This is a genomic window from Nocardia pseudovaccinii (genome assembly GCF_050942345.1).
In the GTDB taxonomy this organism is placed as follows: domain Bacteria; phylum Actinomycetota; class Actinomycetes; order Mycobacteriales; family Mycobacteriaceae; genus Nocardia; species Nocardia pseudovaccinii.
This window is the reverse complement of the sequence record NZ_CP192074.1, coordinates 4,586,833-4,602,679: the sequence shown is the minus strand read 5'-3', so window position 1 is coordinate 4,602,679 and position 15,847 is coordinate 4,586,833. Positions and strand designations below refer to the sequence as shown.

General features: G+C 64.6%; 15 protein-coding genes and 1 pseudogene. 9 read left to right on the top strand and 7 right to left on the bottom strand.

Annotated elements, in window-relative coordinates:
• Positions 1-42 precede the first annotated feature (42 nt).
• Both ACQPZ2_RS20530 and ACQPZ2_RS20525 read left to right on the top strand, forming a co-directional pair.
• Entirely contained in the window at positions 43-210 is a 168-nt protein-coding gene (locus ACQPZ2_RS20530; protein ID WP_433527478.1) for a DUF6183 family protein, read from the top strand.
• 43 nt (positions 211-253) lie between these two features.
• The gene (locus ACQPZ2_RS20525; RefSeq protein ID WP_433527023.1) at positions 254-847 is read left to right on the top strand and encodes a DUF402 domain-containing protein; all 594 of its coding nucleotides are present in this window, start codon (positions 254-256) and stop codon (positions 845-847) included.
• 6 nt (positions 848-853) lie between these two features.
• On the opposite strand, the gene ACQPZ2_RS20520 is transcribed toward ACQPZ2_RS20525, so the two are convergent.
• Positions 854-2,245: an amidase gene (locus tag ACQPZ2_RS20520; protein ID WP_433527022.1), complete on the bottom strand. Its 1,392-nt coding sequence runs from the start codon at positions 2,243-2,245 to the stop codon at positions 854-856.
• A gap of 121 nt (positions 2,246-2,366) precedes the next feature.
• On the opposite strand from ACQPZ2_RS20520, the gene ACQPZ2_RS20515 reads away from it, so the two are divergent.
• On the top strand, positions 2,367-3,005 hold the full coding sequence (locus ACQPZ2_RS20515) for an MspA family porin (RefSeq protein ID WP_433527021.1): 639 nt from the start codon (positions 2,367-2,369) through the stop codon (positions 3,003-3,005).
• The gene (locus tag ACQPZ2_RS20510; protein WP_433527020.1) at positions 3,002-3,316 is read left to right on the top strand and encodes a hypothetical protein; all 315 of its coding nucleotides are present in this window, start codon (positions 3,002-3,004) and stop codon (positions 3,314-3,316) included. The genes ACQPZ2_RS20515 and ACQPZ2_RS20510 overlap by 4 nt, the downstream gene beginning before the upstream one ends.
• 2 nt (positions 3,317-3,318) lie before the next feature.
• Here the strand turns inward: ACQPZ2_RS20510 and ACQPZ2_RS20505 are convergent, their stop codons facing one another.
• The gene (locus tag ACQPZ2_RS20505; RefSeq protein WP_433527019.1) at positions 3,319-3,795 is read right to left on the bottom strand and encodes a nitroreductase family deazaflavin-dependent oxidoreductase; all 477 of its coding nucleotides are present in this window, start codon (positions 3,793-3,795) and stop codon (positions 3,319-3,321) included.
• Between the two features lie 76 nt (positions 3,796-3,871).
• Complete coding sequence (locus ACQPZ2_RS20500) at positions 3,872-6,154, bottom strand: molybdopterin-dependent oxidoreductase (RefSeq protein ID WP_433527018.1); 2,283 nt, start codon at positions 6,152-6,154, stop codon at positions 3,872-3,874.
• Positions 6,155-6,248: 94 nt separating this feature from the next.
• Here ACQPZ2_RS20500 and ACQPZ2_RS20495 point away from each other — a divergent pair, with 94 nt between their 5' ends.
• On the top strand, positions 6,249-6,428 hold the full coding sequence (locus ACQPZ2_RS20495; RefSeq protein WP_157124454.1) for a hypothetical protein: 180 nt from the start codon (positions 6,249-6,251) through the stop codon (positions 6,426-6,428).
• A 141-nt stretch (positions 6,429-6,569) separates the two neighbouring features.
• Here the strand turns inward: ACQPZ2_RS20495 and ACQPZ2_RS20490 are convergent, their stop codons facing one another.
• On the bottom strand, positions 6,570-6,899 hold the full coding sequence (locus ACQPZ2_RS20490) for a rhodanese-like domain-containing protein (RefSeq protein WP_433527017.1): 330 nt from the start codon (positions 6,897-6,899) through the stop codon (positions 6,570-6,572).
• A 92-nt stretch (positions 6,900-6,991) separates the two neighbouring features.
• Here ACQPZ2_RS20490 and ACQPZ2_RS20485 point away from each other — a divergent pair, with 92 nt between their 5' ends.
• The 3 genes and pseudogenes from ACQPZ2_RS20485 to ACQPZ2_RS20475 all read left to right on the top strand — a co-directional run bounded on the left by ACQPZ2_RS20485 (position 6,992) and on the right by ACQPZ2_RS20475 (position 10,914).
• The gene (locus tag ACQPZ2_RS20485) at positions 6,992-7,465 is read left to right on the top strand and encodes a MarR family winged helix-turn-helix transcriptional regulator (protein ID WP_433527016.1); all 474 of its coding nucleotides are present in this window, start codon (positions 6,992-6,994) and stop codon (positions 7,463-7,465) included.
• Positions 7,466-7,704: 239 nt separating this feature from the next.
• Positions 7,705-10,138: pseudogene (locus ACQPZ2_RS20480) on the top strand (MMPL family transporter).
• Positions 10,090-10,914, top strand: coding sequence for a class I SAM-dependent methyltransferase (locus tag ACQPZ2_RS20475; protein ID WP_433527015.1), 825 nt, complete (start codon positions 10,090-10,092; stop codon positions 10,912-10,914). Before ACQPZ2_RS20480 ends, ACQPZ2_RS20475 begins: the two are co-directional and overlap by 49 nt.
• On the opposite strand, the gene ACQPZ2_RS20470 is transcribed toward ACQPZ2_RS20475, so the two are convergent.
• A complete protein-coding gene (locus ACQPZ2_RS20470; RefSeq protein WP_433527014.1) occupies positions 10,881-11,591 on the bottom strand; it encodes an SDR family oxidoreductase in 711 nt (236 codons plus the stop codon). The two genes, ACQPZ2_RS20475 and ACQPZ2_RS20470, sit on opposite strands and share 34 nt — an antisense overlap.
• Before the next feature lie 498 nt (positions 11,592-12,089).
• Here ACQPZ2_RS20470 and ACQPZ2_RS20465 point away from each other — a divergent pair, with 498 nt between their 5' ends.
• Complete coding sequence (locus ACQPZ2_RS20465) at positions 12,090-13,412, top strand: family 1 glycosylhydrolase (protein WP_433527013.1); 1,323 nt, start codon at positions 12,090-12,092, stop codon at positions 13,410-13,412.
• Positions 13,413-13,456: 44 nt separating this feature from the next.
• On the opposite strand, the gene ACQPZ2_RS20460 is transcribed toward ACQPZ2_RS20465, so the two are convergent.
• A complete protein-coding gene (locus tag ACQPZ2_RS20460) occupies positions 13,457-14,386 on the bottom strand; it encodes a TauD/TfdA dioxygenase family protein (RefSeq protein WP_433527012.1) in 930 nt (309 codons plus the stop codon).
• Between the two features lie 109 nt (positions 14,387-14,495).
• Entirely contained in the window at positions 14,496-15,842 is a 1,347-nt protein-coding gene (locus ACQPZ2_RS20455; RefSeq protein WP_433527011.1) for an LLM class flavin-dependent oxidoreductase, read from the bottom strand.
• Between the last annotated feature and the right edge of the window lie 5 nt (positions 15,843-15,847).

The window sequence follows — 15,847 nt, the reverse complement described above, 5'->3', positions numbered from 1 at the left end:
CGATTTCTTGGTCGAACTCGCGGTTGCGGTCGCCGAGGCCTCATTCTCGAATCGGCCGCCACGGTTGAGCGACAAGCGAACTGCTGCGAGTGGTACAGCTTCGAGACCGATACCCGCTGGTTCGAACAGGTCGCCTGGGATATCGCCGTCCTGGCCCTCGCCCCCGACCGCATCAGCTCGGCGATCCTCGCCGCTACCGATACCGACTGAATCACCGACACCTCGCGCAAGGCGCGCAGACTAGACTGGCACGGTGACGCCTTTCGCGGTGGGTCGGACGATTGTGGTGCGGGACATGATCTTTGGGCGGGCATTCACCGAGTGGCCGCAGCAGGTGGTGGCGGATAGCGGCGACGAGCTGCGGGCGTTGCTGACGCCGGGGACGAAGGGCGCGGGGCCGGAGCTGTGGATCAGGTCGATGCGGGAGGACGATCGGGGCGCGCGGGGGCGCTTGCTGGAGGCGTATGCGCGGCGGGAGTGGGAGATGGGGATGTGGGTGTGGCAGCGCACCACGCGGCTGGCCATCATGTACGCCGATCGTCATTTCGCGATTGTCCCGACGTGGAATGAGCAAGGTGAATTCCTGTGGTGGTACGTCAATTTCCAGTTGCCGTTCACCCGGACCGCCGACGGCGTCGACACCAGTGATCTGCATCTGGATCTCATTGTCGAACCGGATCTGAGCTATCGCTGGAAGGACGAGGACGAATACGCACTCGCCATTCGGCTGGGGTTGGTGCCCGAGCAGTGGCAGCGCGCGATCGAGGGCGCGTGTGAAGAGGCCTTGGATATGGTGGCGCGCCGGGTAGGGCCCTTCGGCGAGGATTGGCGAGCGATTCCCGGGTAGCAGAGGTCAGTCCTGGATGCGCCGCCACGGACGTTCGGATTCGAGGGCGAAGGCGATTTCGAGCAGCGTGCGTTCATCGCCGTGGGCGGCGGAGAATTGCATGCCGATCGGGAGTCCTTCGACGGAGGCGCCCAAGGGCAGCGAGATCGCGGGTGTGCCTGCGACATTGTTCAACGGGGTGAAGGCGACCCAGGAGATCAGGCGCGCGAACAGCTCGTCGAAGGGGACGGTCGGGTTCAGGTGGCCGAGCCGCGGAGTGGTGTGGACCAGGACCGGCGAGAGGATCAGTTCGTGGTCGCGGAACATGTCCGCGTAGGCGCGGCGCACTTGCGAAAGGCGGTAGAGGATGGCCGGTGTGCGTGCCATGGACTTGCGATACCGCGCTCCGAGTCCGTGCGTGAACGCATCCAGATCGCCCGGCTGGAACCGCGGATCGATCGCGAATTTCCCACCCGCCTCGATCAGGAACGCCAAAAGTCCCCAGTAGGTGCTGAAGTCGTCGACGAAGCGTTGCGAGACCGGCAGTGCGATCGGAAGCACCTCATGACCCATCTTCTCCAGCAGCGCGACGGTGTCGTCGAGTACGGTCCGGGTCTGCGGGCACGTTTCGGTACCGGTGATGGAATCGGCGATCACCCCGATCCGCAGCCGTCGCCGCGCCGGCCCCTCGACCAGACCGACCGGCGGCAACTTCGGATTGCGCCAATGACGTTCGGCCGCGGCGAAATACGCCGCGGTATCGCGCACCGATCGGGTGAGCACACCTTCGGAAACCAGATTGATCGGCATCGACCGCGCCTGCGGACCATCGATATGCCGCCCTCGGCTCGGCTTCAACCCGACCAGACCGCAACACGCGGCCGGAATTCGAATCGACCCGCCACCGTCATTGCCGTGCGCGATCGGCACAACACCCGCGGCCACCAATGCGGCCGCACCACCCGATGACGCGCCCGGCGAATAGTCCGTATGCCAGGGATTGCGTGTCGGTTCGGCCGCGGCGAATTCGGTGCTCGCGTTCAAACCGAACTCCGGTAGCCGGCTCTTGCCCAGCACCGACATCCCGGTGCTCAGAAACTGTTTCGCATACGGCCCGTCTTCGGCGGCGGGCCGCCCGACGAACGCCGCGGTGCCGTGATTGGTCGGCAGACCGCGCACATCGGTGTTGTCCTTGACATACGTCGGCACACCGAACAGCGGCGCATCCGGATCACCCTCCGACAGCGCGGATTCCGCCGAGACCACGAGGGCGCGCAGTGTCGGCTCGACCCGAGCGGCCCGCGCTCGCGCCGCCTCGGCGAGCTCGGCTGCGCTGATTTCGCCTCGACGCACCAGTTTCGCAATCGTCACCGCATCGTGGTCGGCAAGCGCATCGTCACTGAAGGCATGGAATCTCATATCCGGATTCTGCGCGCTGTGATACCGACCACGCACCGTTTTGGACGAGCGACCTGTCGACGGAGGTTCCGTACGGCGTCGGATATCGTTCGACTGCAACGTAAGCGAGGAGATCGACAATATGAATAGTTCGACCGGCGTCCCGCTATGCCTACTGGCCGCGGGGGTGCTGAGTTTCGTTCCAGCACAATCGGCTTCGGCTGATGCACTGCCGGATCAGTCCCGCGCGGTCACCACCGAGGACGGCTGGCAACTCACGGTGACGAAAACCGCCGAAAACCTCGATCGGGTTCCCAATCTTGCCGAGACCGCTTTCAGTCGAGAGGGCTTCGTCAGTGTGCGCGCGGCCGCCGATATCACCGGCGCGGGCACTGTATCGGTCAACTCGGGCACACTCACGCTGGGTTACCAAATCGGTTGCCAGATCGATGTTTCCAATGGCATCTCGCTCGGGCTCGCGGCGTCGGTCGGACCGAATGTCAATGTCATGGTCGCGCCGACTCCCGGTCTGAGCGTCGGTGTCGGGGCCGCGGCACTGCCCAGCGTATCCACCACCTTCAAACCGGGCACGATCACCACCATCCCGTTCGGCACCAAAGCCCTTGCCGGACCGCATGGTTCGATCACCACCGATCAGGTGCAGATCAAAATCGATGCCTGCATGGGGCCGGTCAGCCTGCGCTCGTATGTTATCGCGACCATTTCCACCGACACCGCCGACAATTCGGTCGCGGTGTACGGCGATCCGATCTGGTTGTGATCGCCATATCCCTCGCATCCCGCCGAGCCGTCCTGGTCGCGGCCGGAGTCCTGATGATCGCCACGAGCGCGCTGTCTGTCACCCATGCGGCCCCGATCGTGCCCGCCACCTGCGGCGAATCCGATGCTCCCGACTGCACCGAACCGACCCCCGACAAGACTCGGGTCATCGTTCCCGCACCGGCCGCACCGCCACTGCTCACACCGGCGCTACCGCCGCCACCTGCCAAGCCGGGTTCGCCCGCCGCCGCCTTGACCCCACCAGCGCCGGTCCCGCATCCGGGCGCGCCGATCGTGCCTGCCGCGGAGTGAATTCAGCTGCGGCGCAACTCGAAAATGCGGAAGATCCGCCCGCCGGACAGTTCACATTCCATTTCGTAGCCCGGCCAGAACTCCACCGCCAGATCCCAGGCCCGTTTGCGGTCCATCCCGGTGACCTCGCTGACGGTCACCTCGAACCGCTCGCCTTTCAGCCCGACAATGGCGGTGTCGGCGGACCGCAGGTTTGCCGACCACACCGGATGCTCGGGGCTGCCCCAGTTGGAGCCCACCAGCAGCAAGTCGTCACCGCGCGGCACGTACAGCAGCGACGTGGTGCGCGGGATCCCGGTTTTACGGCCCGCGACGGTCAGCTCGATCGACGGCAATCCCGCCAGATCGAGCACACCACGCCGACCATGGCTGACCCGCCGCACAAACCGTTCCAGCCGCATCACTATCGGCGCCGTGCGCATGACCCAGCGTTTCTGCGCGATCCGGCGAGCTACCGCGGGCAGCGGATTCGACACCATAATTCGAAATCCTGACAGAAATCCGACACCGGACCACAGCCCGGACGCCACGTTGAGACCAGCCTCACCCGCGCCATCACGAAATGCCCTCGACCGTGGCCGGTGGCCGAACAACGACCACATCCGGTAGCTCACCCTCGTAGGACTCGATCTCGACGAGCGCCAATTGTCCCGCGCAGCTCTGACTCAGGGTCGCTGCGGGACGGTCCGCGGTGAGCACATTCGGGTTGCCGTGCCGACAGAAGGTGGGGTCGGCCGGATCAGGGTCGTACCAGGCGCCCGTCGACAGCTGCGCGACCTGCGGCCGGACCGCGTCGTCGACGACCAGCCCGGCGAGGCAGCTTCCGCGATCGTTGAAGATCCGCACGATATCCCCATCCCGCAGACCTCGTGCCGCGGCATCGTCGGGATGTAGCCGCACCGGTTCTCGCCCACCGATTTTCACCGACTGACTGTGCGCGCCGACATCGAGCTGACTGTGCAGTTTGGTGCGCGGTTGATTCGCGACGAGTTGCAGCGGGAATCGTGTCGCGGCACCCAGCCATTCCTCCGGTTCCAACCAGACCGGGTGGCCCGGAGTATCGGCATATCCGAATCCGTCGATCGTTTCGGAAAAGATCTCGATCTTGCCGCTGGGAGTGGTGAGCGGGAAGAGCTCCGGATCCGCGCGGAAATCTGCGAACAGCACCTGCTCTGGATCGGGCACCTCGACCGTGAACGACTCGCTGTCCCAGAATTCGTCGAACTCCGGCACCGTCGGATCGTCGAGTCCGGCGCGCCATTGCTCGTACAGGTGCCGCAACCATTCCCCGACAGTGCGCCCCTCGGTGAATTCCTTACCGACACCGATACTTTCGGCCAGTTCGGCGAAGATTGCGTAGTCGTCACGGGAGGCACCGTGCGGCCGGGTGAGTGCTTTCATCGGGAAGAACTCGCGATCGTTCTGCCCCGAGCCGAAATCATCGCGTTCGATGCTCATAGTCGCCGGGAGGACGACATCGGCGTGGCGCGCGGTGGCGGTCCAGAACGCATCGTGCACGACCACCGTCTGCGGCCGGGTGAACGCCGAGTGCAGCCGGGCCAGATCCTGGTGGTGGTGAAAGGGGTTCCCGCCGCACCAGTACACCAACTTGATATCCGGATAAACCAACTGCGAACCGTTGAAATCGAAGGGCTCCCCTGGATTCAGCAGCATATCGGCGATTCTGGCAACTGGAATGAATGTCGAAACACCGTTGCCGCCCTGCGGAAACCTCGGCACCGACTGCCCGCGCGCCGGATCACCGACATGCGCGCACGATCCGTAACCGTGCCCGAATCCCCCACCTGGCAGACCGATCTGGCCCAGCATCGCCGCAAGCACCACCCCGAGCCAGAGCGGTTGCACACCGTGCTCGGCACGCTGCAACGACCAGCTCACATTGATCATCGTGCGCGCCCCAGCCATCTCCCGTGCCAGCGACCGGATCCGCCCGGCCGGCAACCCGGTGATCCGTTCGGCCCACGCGGGATCCTTGACGACGCCATCGGTTTCGCCACGCACATAACCGATGAACCGCTCGTACCCAACCGTGTACCGATGCAGAAAGTCGCTGTCCGCCAACTCCTCCGCATCCAATACCTGGGCCAGCGCCAGCATCAGCGCCGCATCGCTACCTGGCCGCAGTGCGATCCACTCGGCCGCGGCCTCCGCCGGAATGTCATCGCGCAGTGGGCTGATGGATACGAATCGGCAGCCGCGCGCCCGCGCGGCCGCAATCCATGTTCTGGTGTTGTGCCGCGACACACCACCCGGCGAGACCGCGGAGTTCTTCGGCGACAGCCCACCGAAGGCCACCACCAACTCCGTGTTCTCGACGAGCACGCTCTTCGCGGTCGCGTGCCCCTCGAACAGCCCCATCGAGCCGATCACATGCGGCAACAACACCTGTGAGGTTCCCAGACTGTAGCTGTGCACACTCCGGACATAACCGCCGAGACAGTTCAGAAACCGATGCACCTGACTCTGCGCGTGATGAAACCGCCCCGCACTCGACCACCCATACGATCCGCCGTACACCGACTCCGCGCCGTACTCGCCGTACACCCGATTCAACTCACCGGACACCAACTCCACCGCGGTGTCCCACGACACCGGGACAAACGACTCATCGCCGCGCCCCGGTGCACCCGGCCCGTGCGCCAACCACCCCTGTCGCACATAAGGCTGATCGATCCGCGTCGGATGATGTTGTGCCGAGGCCACATTCTCGATCAATGCCGTCGGTTCCGGATCCCCGTGCCACGGACGCACTGCGGTCAACCGCTGCCCATCGCTCTCGGCTTCGAACACTCCCCAGTGCGTCAGATGCGCGGCCATCACTCCACGGTAGCCCGGCCCACCGACAGGTTCACCTTGTTATGAACGCCGCGCTGGTTCGCGGCTTCTGCCCGCCCGGCAATCTCAGATGCAGATGCTGAAGCTGAAGAAGGGACCCAGCGGGACGTTGAAGCAGAAAGCGACCGAACCGAACGCAGGTGTAACCGGTTCCGCCGATGCCGCGGGAGCGGCGAGAGCGCCAACAGATACGGTGATGGCGATCGCGGCGATCGCCGAGGCAATTCTGGTGGTCATTACAACGTTTCCTGACTGATCGACGATGATGATGCCCCCGACCAGAAATCGTTACGTCTACGATCATCCGCTGATCCCCTGGCGGGCACAAGACTGCGCATCGACTCGTCGATCGAACCGTGGTCGGGCGGTGCACCGCCCGACCACGATCCGGCCGAACTCAGGATTCGGATTCGATCGGCAGGCCTGCTTCGGTCCAGTCCTGGATGCCGCCGCGGTAGGCACGGACGTTCGTATATCCGAGGGCGCGCAGCTTGACCGCGACGACCTCGCTGTTCTGGCAGGCGTTGTTCGAGCAGTAGGTCACGATGGGTGCGTGCTGGTCCGGAAGCAAACGCGCAGCTCGGGATTCCACATCAGCCTCGACCAAGGTGAGCGCGCCCGGCAGATGCGCTTTCTCGTAGTAGCCCGCACCGAGTGTGTCCAGGACCGTCACCGTACCGGCCTCGATCGCGGCGGCCAGTTCGTCACGGGCGATGACTGTGGTCATGAGATTTCCTTCCTGATGGCATACACAAATTATATGTGCGTGCGCACGCTATTATATGCGTGCGGATGCACGCAAGTGGTTAGAATCGGCCCGTGACGCAACCGGAGAAGCATCGCGAGGCAGCCGGCAGCGCATGGTCGGCACTGCTGCGGGTGCACGCGAACCTGGTCCCACGCTTGGATGCCGAGCTGCGGAGGAACTTCGGACTCCCACTCGCGTGGTATGACGTCCTGCTCGAACTCGACGGCGTCGAACCGCTGCGCATGACCGATCTCGGTGAACGCGTCGTACTCAGCCGCACTCGGGTCAGCAGGCTCGTCACCGAGATGGCCGCCGCGGGTCTGGTCGCGCGCGAATCCAATCCCGACGACGGCCGATCCGCATTCGTCGCCATCACCGACGCGGGCCGGGAGCGTCTGCGCGCGGCCGCGCCCGGCTATCTCGCGGGCATCGAGCGATGCTTCGCCGACAAGCTCGATCCGGACGAATTGCACGCGCTCGCCGCGACTCTCGGCAAGATCCTTGGCCCGACCGATCTCGCCATCACGCCCCCGCGGACTTCATAAGCCGCAAGTCCGCATCGACTGCCAGTCGGCACGAATCAAACACTCTGGCAGTCAATGCAATCCGCGTCACATCCGCGCAGAAGTCGGCATCATTTCTGAAACACTGACACTTCACACCGGCCTGTACGTTTGATTACAGGCACATCGAGCGTGCACCCCCGGAAAGGATGCAGCCCCTTGGCGATCGGCGCGGCAGAGCAAGCAGCACACCAACCTTCCCGTCGGCAAGGAGCGCGCTGATGTTCACGCGCTGGGGGGAACTCGTCTACCGGCTGCGCTTCGCCGTACTCGCCGTCGTGGTGGGCGCGCTCCTTGCAGTCGGTGCATACGGCTTCGGACTCGAGGACCACCTCAGCTCAGGCGGTATGGACGATCCCACTTCCGAATCCGCTCAGGCCGCACGCCTCGCCGACGCCGCATTCGGACGCAATCACGACTTCGACGTCGTTGTGCTCTACACCGCACCGGACGGAAAGACCGTCGACGACCCGGAATTCAGCCAACCGATCATCGACAATCTCAACAGCCTGCCGCACAAGTATCCGAACGAAATCACCGGCGTCAACGCGTCCTACTGGCGCGTCGACGGCGCGAAGATCAGCGGCGCGAAGGCGGCCACCGAAGACAAGAAGCGCGCCGTGGCCGCGATCGCCATCGCGGGCGATAACGACACCGACTCCGTGCGCAACTTCCGGAAAGTCAAGGACGCCTTCGCAATACCCGGCATCGACGTGCAGGTCAGTGGCCTGCAAGCGGTGGCGGGCACACTCAACGACACGATGGCCGACGATGTGCACCGCATGGAAGTCCTGGCCATCCCGGCCGTCGCGGTGCTGCTGTTCTTCATCTTCGGCGGTCTCGTCGCGGCCGCCCTGCCGCTGCTCGTCGGTGGACTCACCGTGCTCGGCGCCTCCGGCATCATCATGTTCCTGACCCGCTTCACCGAGGTCAATTCCTTTGTCTCCTCGGTGCTCTCGATGATCGGCCTCGGCCTGGCCATCGACTACGGCCTGTTCATCGTGAGCCGATTCCGCGAGGAACTGACCGCGGGCTACGACACCCGCGCCGCAGTGCGCCGCACCGTCGTCACCGCCGGACGCACCGTCGTGTTCTCGGCGACCATGATCATCGCGAGCCTCGGCAGCATGCTGCTGTTCCCCCAGGGCTTCCTCAAATCCATGGCCTACGGCGCCATCGCGACCGTCCTGCTGGCCGCATTCACCGCCATCACCATCCTGCCCGCCAGCCTGGCCGTCCTCGGTCCGCGCGTGGATATGCTGGGGTTCAACCGGTTCCGAAGAACCAAGACCGCCGAACAAATCGAGGGCGGTTTCTGGGGCAAGACCACACGCTGGGTGATGCAGCGACCACTCACCGTCGCGATCCCACTGGTCATCGTGCTCTCCCTGCTGATCATCCCGGTCAAGAACCTCATCTTCGGCGGCTTCAGCGAGCGATATCTGCCACCCGACAACCCGACTCGCGTCGCACAGGAACAGATCGACACCTTCTTCCCACAGCGCCGATCCGATCCCATCGAACTCGTCTTCGTCGCCGACAACAGCACGCCGGTCGGCGAGGCCTGGCGCGCGGCTGGACACGCCCCCGGGTTGGCCAGTCAGTTCGAGATGCCGTCCAAATCCTCGACCCGCGACAACGTGTACCGCTCCAAGGCAACACTGGTGAACCCGAACGAAGGCGGGGAAACCATCGAATACCTCCGCAAGATGGAACCCCCCGACGGCGTCAGCATGTACGTCGGCGGCATTCCTGCCATGCAGAAGGACAGCATCGACGCACTGCTCTACCGCATCCCGATCATGATCGCGCTGGTCCTGTTCGTGACCACGCTGCTGATGTTCCTCACCTTCGGCTCGCTGGTGCTGCCGATCAAGGCCGCACTGATGAGCGCGCTCGGCCTCGGCTCCACCCTCGGCATCCTGACGTGGATCTTCGTCGACGGCCACGCCGCAGGACTATTGAACTTCACCCCGCAGCCGATCCAGTCGAATGTGCTCGTGCTGATCATCGCGATCATCTACGGCCTGTCCACCGATTACGAAGTCTTCCTGCTCTCCCGCATGGTCGAGGCCAGGGCCAAAGGCGCGAGCACCAGCGACGCGGTGCACACCGGCACCGCACACACCGGCCGCATCATCACCGCCGCAGCGTTGATCCTGCTCGTGGTGACCGGCGCGTTCGCCTTCTCCGATCTGGTGATGATGCAGTACATCGCCTACGGCATGATCGCCGCACTATTCATTGATGCGACCGTGCTGCGCATGCTGCTGGTACCCGCAGTCATGAAACTGCTCGGCGACGACTGCTGGTGGGCGCCGGCCTGGATGAAGCGTGTCCAGGAGAAAATCGGGCTCGGCGAATCTATTCTGGACGATGAACGCCCGGGCACCGAGGATATGCACGAGCCGATCGAGACCACACCGATCACGCCGCGGCTCCCCACCGTCACCGCTGGACGGTCGAACGGTTCGTAGTCGCCCCCACCAAAGGGAACTCCGCGCGCCGCCTCGGGAGGTACGCTCACCGCCGGAGAGCCCGCGGACCCGATCGCCGAACCGGCGACCTGGTCAACCACCGGCCAACTGGACCGAAGGACGACCGCGATGTGCAGCTACCGTCTCGATGCCGAATACGCCGATCCGACACCGTTGAAGGTGCGGATCGATACCCACGAGCGCTATTCGGAGCGTCCCGACGACCCCACCGCGAATGTGCTGACCGCGCTGGAACTCACCGGAGCCGAACATCTAGCCGATATCGGCTGCGGCGACGCCCGGTTCCTCGCCCACCTCGCCGACACCGGTCACCGGGGTCCGCTGGTCGGTATCGACACCTCTCCCGCAATGGTCGCCGCCGCCAATGCCGTACCCGGGGTCCGCGGCGTATTCGGCAGTGCCGACCGGATCCCGTTCGACGACAACAGCTTCGATGCGCTCACCGCACGACATATGCTGTACCACCTCGCGAATCCGCTGGCCGCGCTCAGGGAATTCCGGCGCACGACCAAACCCGGCGGGACGGTTGCCGTGGTCGTCAATCATCCCGGAACCTACCCGTACACCACCGAACTCGTGGCCGCGCATGCCGCGACCTACGGCCTCGGCGTGGGCGAGGCAATGACCGTCGACTCCGACACCTTGCCGGAGCTGATGTCCGAGGTTTTCGGCGAGGTGCGGATCCATCGATCGGATAATGCGCTCATCTTCGATACTCCGGATCCACTGGTGCGCTTCGCCGAGGCGCTGTTCACGTTCTACGGCGTCACGCCGAATCACCCACGACGGCAGGCGATTCTGAACGATCTGCGCGAGGACGTCCAGGATTGGTTCACCCACCATCCGGGGCAGACGTGGCGCGATCCCAAGGGGTACATCGTCGCCACGGCCGTCGTCGATCACCAGGGCAGCGCACCTTCGGCATCGACGTAGCTCCCGGTCGGCCCATCCGGGCGCAGCTGCGCCATGCGCACGATGATCTCGGCACCTTGCTCGACCGTCTGGGTGCCGGTATTCCCGTTGAGATCGGTCTTGGTGAAACCGGGCTCCACCGCATTGATCTGGATATCAGGGAACGCCTTCGCGTACTGCACGGTGAGCATGTTGACCACCGTCTTCGACGCCGGATATGCGACGCCCGGGTAGGCGTATGCCGGGCTGCCCGGGGTCGAGACCCTGGTCAGCGACGCAAGACCGCTGCTGACATTGACTATGACCGGCGCCGCCGAGCGCCGCAGCAGCGGCAGGAAGGCGTGCAGGACGCGTACCGTGCCGAAAACGTTCGTGTCGAAGGTCTTTCGCATCACATCCGCGGTGAGGTCCGCAGCGCCGATGACGTCGCTCCGGTCGGTCATCTCTGCCTGGATACCGGCATTGTTCACCAGGACATCCAGACCGCCGTCGGCCGCGATGGTCTGCACTGCGGCCGCGACAGACGCATCGTCGGTGATATCGAGCTGAACTGCCCGCGCGCCCAACTCCTCGGCCGCCTGACGACCGCGTTCGGCGTCGCGGCTGCCGAGGTAGACGGTGTGGCCCGCCGCGACGAGTTGGCGGGCGGTCTCGAAGCCGAGACCCTTGTTCGCTCCGGTGATCAATATTGCTGCCATGCCAACCCACGCTAGGTTTTAGAGCGCGCTCGAAGTCAAGGACCTTCCTGGTGGCGCAACATAGCCCGGTCTCTCCTCTCCTCTGGGTCTGCTTTGGTAGCTGGGTGCTGAGCGTTGTTTGGTAGGTGATTTGTGGTGGGGTTCGGAAGATGAGATTACATATATAGATGCGCATATCTACGTACCAAAATGTAATATTGGTCTTGTGATCGCCCTCACTCCTTCAACCCCACCTTCGCATCCAGGACGCCGACATGAACCGATTCCCCTGTGCCTCAATTTGTTTCCCACCGCCCCACCCTGCACACCCCAACACCTCGCTCCCCCAGCTAGGTTCACCAGGGCAAGTGTTGCTGTTGAGGCCGGTGCACAACACCGATAACCGCATCCTCCCCGCTAGAAGACGACCGACCAGTTACTCTCGTCGCGTGGTCCCGCCCGACCCGACCTGCGCCGGAGGTCCACAGCGCCCGTCACCGCCCAGGAAGCAGGAGTTCGATGCGATCGCTGCGTAGCCGCCATATCTTGATCACGCTGGTAGTCGGCACCGCCGCCGTAATAGCCGGTGGTCCAACGCCCGCGATGGCGCAGCCCGCACCGCCTGCGCAGGTGCGGCCGCTCGGCTCGGACTTTCTCTGGGGCGTGGCCGCGTCGGGATATCAGTCCGAAGGGTATGCGCCGGATAGCAATTGGTCCCGGTACGTGGCCGCGGGCAAGACGGACGACCCCTATCTGGAGTCCGTCGACTTCTACCACCGCTACCGCTCCGACATCGATTTGGCCGCGCAGCTCGGGGTCAAGGTCTATCGAATCGGCATCGAGTGGGCGCGTGTGCAGCCGCGGCCGGGCGAATGGGATGAGGCCGGACTTCGCTTCTACGACAATGTGATCGCCGCGATCAGGGCTGCCGGGATGCGCCCGATGCTCACCATCGATCACTGGGTGTATCCGGGCTGGGAGGTCGACCGCGGCGGCTGGTCGAATCCGAATATCGTCGAGGACTGGCTCGCCAACGCGCGCACCGTCGTCGACCGGTATGCCGCGGCCGACCCGCTGTGGGTCACCTTCAACGAACCCGCGGCCTACATCATGAACGAGACCTCGCACGGCGGCCTCTCCCCCACTGCCATTCCGATGATGCAGGACCGAATCGCCCAGGCGCACAATGCCGTCTACGACTACATCCACACCGTGCAGCCGGGCGCGATGGTCACCAGCAACGTCGCCTACATTCCGGCCGGTGAGGATGCGGTCAACGGCTCGTTCATCAATGCGGTCGCCGCGAAACTCGACTACATCGGCATCGATTACTACTACGGCGCATCCCCCGATACCGTTACCGAGCTGAGCTTCAGCCAGTTGTGGAACAACCCTTTGGAGCCCGAGGGCATTTACTATGCCCTGCAACACTATTCACGAAAATTTCCGGGCCGCCCGCTCTACATCGTCGAGAACGGCATGCCCACCGAAAACGGCATGCCCCGATCCGATGGCTACACCCGCGCCGACGACCTCCGCGACACCGTCTACTGGCTGCAGCGCGCCAAGGCCGACGGCATGAACCTCATCGGCTACAACTATTGGAGCCTCACCGACAACTACGAATGGGGTTCCTACACACCGCGTTTCGGCCTCTACACGGTCGACGTCCGCACCGACCCGGCCCTCACCCGCAAGCCCACCGACGCAGTACCCGCTTACACCGCCATCACCCACCAGGGCGGCGTCACCCCCGACTACCGCCCGACCCGCGCCCCCAAACCCTGCTCCTTCGTCGACGCCGCAGCGAGTTGCGCGGACCCGGTCACCGTCCCCCGCTAGCCGGATCAAGGGTCGACACCCGTGGGTGCCGACCCCAACCCATGTCAGGATCCGGTGAACTGATCGCCCGAGATCGAGCGCGACTGCTCACCATCGACGCCGACCGGGATGTCGCCCTCGAGTGTGGTGCGGTACAGCACGCGGGTGACATCGAGGTGGTTGAGGTCGCCCGGGGCCAGGTGGGCGGTGGCGCGGTTGTCCCAGAATGCCAAGCTGCCCTTTTCCCAACGGAATCGGACGGTGTAGGCCGGGTTCGACAGTTCGTCGAACAGCAGCTGGAGTACGGCGTCGCTCTGAGCCGGGCTCAGACCGACGATGTGGGTGGTGAAGCCGGGGTTGACGAAGAGCACCTTCTCGCCGGTCACCGGGTGCACGCGCACGACCGGATGTTCGGTCACCAGCGGGGCATCGGCGACCTTCTTGGCGTAGTCGCTTTCCTCGTTCCATGCCGGACGGCTGCCGCCGAACCGGTGCACGGCCCGCAGCCCCTCGACGAAGTCGCGCAGCGACTCGGGCAGGTTCGCGTAGGCGGCGGCGAGATTCGTCCAGCTGGTGTCTCCACCCCGCTCCGGCGCGATCTCGGCCCGCAGCAGTGAGGCGGCAGGCGGATTGATCAGTGCGGAGACATCGGTGTGCCAGTGGTTGGTGTAGGTGAATTTCTTGATGCCGAAACGCTTTTCGTAGAGTCGGCTGTCGACGGCCAGAATTTCGGGGAACTCGGTCGGCGCGTCATCGTCGTAGGGGTGTGACGGCGTTACGGCACCGAATCGCCGGGAGAAGGCGATGTGTTCGGCGTGACCGATGTGCTGGTCGCGGAAGAACAGCACCTTGTATTCGTAGAGGGCCGCGGTGATGTCGGCGACCTCCTGATCGGTGAGTTCGGCCCGCAGGTCGACGCCCGCGATCTCGGCGCCGATATGTCCGGCGACGGGCGTGATCCGGAGGGTGGTGGTGGGCTCGCTGACAGTGGTCATGGTCGTACCTTCTTCGGCAATGGATGGGGATGGTCGGCGGAGCTCGGGCGACAACCGCTGCTGCCCATTCGCATGAAGTCGACGGCGCGCCGCCTGATCAGTCGGAGACTCATGCGCCGATTTCGGTTCGTACCTGGGTGAATTGGCTTTCCACCGGTGCCAGCCCGTAGTGCCCGCGCAGCGTCGTCGCGGTGTAGTCGGTGCGGAACAGGCCGCGCTCCTGCAGGATCGGGACCACCCGGTCCACGAAGTCCTCGAGACCGCCCGGCAGATACGGCGGCATGATGTTGAAGCCGTCGGCGGCGCCGTTCTCGAACCAGGACTGCAGTTCGTCGGCGATATCGGTGGGTGTGCCCGCGAAGGTCCGGTGCCCACGCCCGCCGCCCAGTTTGCCGATGAGCTGGCGCACCGTGAGGTTCTCGCGCTCGGCGAGTTCCTTGACCAGTGTGAATCTGCTCTTTCCGCCCTCGATTTCGCTCTCCGCGGGCAGCGGCGGCAACGGTGCGTCGAGTGCGTGTTCGGTGAGATCGACACCGAGCAGCGCGGACAGTTGCCGCAGTGCGTAATCCGGTGAGATGAGGTCGGTGAATTCCTGTTCGAGGGCCAGCGCTGCTTCGCGGGTGTCGGCGATGAACGGCACCAGACCGGGCAGCACCTTCAGTTCATCGGCCGAGCGACCGTACTTCGCCAGCCGCGCCTTCAGATCGCGATAGAACGCTTGCCCCTCCGCGAGCGAGCGCTGTGCGGTGAACACGGCCTCGGCGTAGCGCGCGGCGAAATCCTTACCGCTCTCCGACGATCCGGCCTGTACGAGCAGCGGCCGCCCCTGTGGGCTGCGCGGCGAATTCAGCGGGCCGCGCACCCGGAACCGATCGCTGGCGTACTCGATGGTGTGCACCTTGTCCGGGTCGGCGAAGATGCCCTCGTCCGGATCGAGCACGATCGCCGAGGACTCCCAGCTGTCCCAGAGCCGCACGGTGACATCCACGAACTCCTGTGCCCGCTCGTAGCGTCTGGCATGTTCGGGAATCGCGTCGAAGCCGAAGTTGAAGGCCTCGTCCTCGTTGCCCGAGGTGACGATATTCCAGCCCGCTCGACCGCTGCTGATGTGATCGAGGGAGGCGAATTTGCGGGCCAGGTTGAACGGTTCGTTGTAGGTGGTCGACGCCGTCGCGATGAGCCCGACCCGTTCGGTCGCCGCGGCGATCGCGGCGAGCAAGGTGACCGGCTCGAATACGGCGAGGGTATTGCGCTTGATCCGCGGTCCGACAGCCAATCCGTCGGCGAAGAAGACCGAATCGAGTTTGCCGCGTTCGGCGATCCGGCCGAGCTCCTGGAAGTGCCGCACATCCAGTACCCGGCGCTCCTCGGTCCGGGGATGGCGCCAGGCCGCCTCGTGATGACCGACGCCCATCAGGAAGGCGTTGAGGTGGAACTGCTTGCGAGGTAACGACATCGGAG

What these genes read in the sequence shown, in the direction of transcription:
- ACQPZ2_RS20520 (WP_433527022.1), bottom strand. Translation starts at nt 2,245, where the DNA reads ATGAGATTCCATGCCTTCAGTGACGATGCGCTTGCCGACCACGATGCG.
- ACQPZ2_RS20515 (WP_433527021.1), top strand. Translation starts at nt 2,367, where the DNA reads ATGAATAGTTCGACCGGCGTCCCGCTATGCCTACTGGCCGCGGGGGTG.
- ACQPZ2_RS20505 (WP_433527019.1), bottom strand. Translation starts at nt 3,795, where the DNA reads ATGGTGTCGAATCCGCTGCCCGCGGTAGCTCGCCGGATCGCGCAGAAA.
- ACQPZ2_RS20500 (WP_433527018.1), bottom strand. Translation starts at nt 6,154, where the DNA reads ATGGCCGCGCATCTGACGCACTGGGGAGTGTTCGAAGCCGAGAGCGAT.
- ACQPZ2_RS20495 (WP_157124454.1), top strand. Translation starts at nt 6,249, where the DNA reads ATGCTGAAGCTGAAGAAGGGACCCAGCGGGACGTTGAAGCAGAAAGCG.
- ACQPZ2_RS20490 (WP_433527017.1), bottom strand. Translation starts at nt 6,899, where the DNA reads ATGACCACAGTCATCGCCCGTGACGAACTGGCCGCCGCGATCGAGGCC.
- ACQPZ2_RS20475 (WP_433527015.1), top strand. Translation starts at nt 10,090, where the DNA reads ATGTGCAGCTACCGTCTCGATGCCGAATACGCCGATCCGACACCGTTG.
- ACQPZ2_RS20470 (WP_433527014.1), bottom strand. Translation starts at nt 11,591, where the DNA reads ATGGCAGCAATATTGATCACCGGAGCGAACAAGGGTCTCGGCTTCGAG.
- ACQPZ2_RS20465 (WP_433527013.1), top strand. Translation starts at nt 12,090, where the DNA reads ATGCGATCGCTGCGTAGCCGCCATATCTTGATCACGCTGGTAGTCGGC.
- ACQPZ2_RS20460 (WP_433527012.1), bottom strand. Translation starts at nt 14,386, where the DNA reads ATGACCACTGTCAGCGAGCCCACCACCACCCTCCGGATCACGCCCGTC.
- ACQPZ2_RS20455 (WP_433527011.1), bottom strand. Translation starts at nt 15,842, where the DNA reads ATGTCGTTACCTCGCAAGCAGTTCCACCTCAACGCCTTCCTGATGGGC.